Raw genomic sequence first — 1,224 nt, 5'->3', positions numbered from 1 at the left:
GTTCGATGCAACCAGAGGGTAAGCGTTGTACCACTACTCTTTTGAAGACTACTTTCTTCAAAGGTTGTTTCAAAAATGATTGGCGATGCTTTGTTTTCTTTTTTATTATCTGCTATTAGTATCTCTTGCGATAAATTTCGAATAAATTTGCTTAGGCTATTTTCTTTATCGTTGTTATTCAAAGATTGAATATAGTTATATAACTTAGTTGCCGCGTCAAAGCGCTGCGCAAGGCGTTGTTGCTCAAATTGCGATAAAGTGGATTGAAGCATCACGGTTTTCCATAGCGTGTGCTTATTGTCTATAGGTGTCTGTATATCGATATTTTGAGCAAGAATACTGGTCGCATAGTCTAGTAACGGCTGGAACAAGGGCTGTACAAGCTGCCACTGCCAAGTACGATCTAAATGACCTGTGCTCGACAGAGTAACAACCGTATGCCCCTCCTCCAAACGCTGTACGAGCAGCTCAAGGAGAGATTTAAATAGCCAATCGTCATCAGCCAGAGCCACGTCTTCATTCTCTGCGTTGTTTACTTGTAGTTGACTCTGATAGGCTTGGTACGTCTGCTGTCGCCGCGCAAGTAAATACTGGCTGACGCTAGTTGCCCAATTGCTATCTGTATCTGCGTTACTCGTAGTCGTATCCTCTATGTTTGAGGTAATACTACCAAGCTCATGACTGGTCTGCATCGTATTAAAAGTAGTATCGACGTCTTTACTGTTATTCATTATTGATTCGCTTAACGGTTTAGAATTTATATAGTGTCTAAATACTTGGACTACCGAACATCTCATCAAGCGCTTGTACGAGTGCAAAAGGAATTTGCCATTTGATTCGCCCGTAATCATTTACGCCATGCGCGCCTTGCGAGTCTACACCACGTAAAAACACATACTCTACAGCGCCTAGGTAGTTCTCTTCATTGCCAGTATAGCCATTTATTCGTAATCTCAAAAATCGGTGTAGTGCGACTTGATAGATAGCAGCTTGTAACCAGTACCCTGCCTTACTCATAGCCCTACCTAAATTTTCATTGTTATAATTGCTTAGGCTATTTCCCAAGTAATTACTCTTGTAATCCACAACATAATACTTGCCCGCGTGCTCATACACCAAGTCAATCTCGCCGCGTAGGTAGCGATATATATGACTAGAGTACTGTGCACTTAGCTCGATGTGCTTGTCAGGATCATCAGGTAAATATTGAGCGAATACCTCATT

General features: G+C 41.7%; 1 protein-coding gene and 1 pseudogene. Both read right to left on the bottom strand.

All coding sequences use genetic code 11. The features are described from left to right. Nucleotides 1–731, bottom strand: a pseudogene (locus ACTXGO_RS14080) (hypothetical protein); the annotation flags it as partial. 37 nt (nucleotides 732–768) lie between these two features. After that, on the bottom strand, nucleotides 769–1,224 hold a 456-nt coding region (locus ACTXGO_RS14075), incomplete at its 5' end, for a PD-(D/E)XK nuclease family protein (protein ID WP_443574956.1).

The organism is Psychrobacter sp. T6-1, from assembly GCF_052258445.1.
The sequence above is the reverse complement of the archived record's forward strand: the minus strand, read 5'-3'. Positions and strand labels throughout refer to the sequence as shown.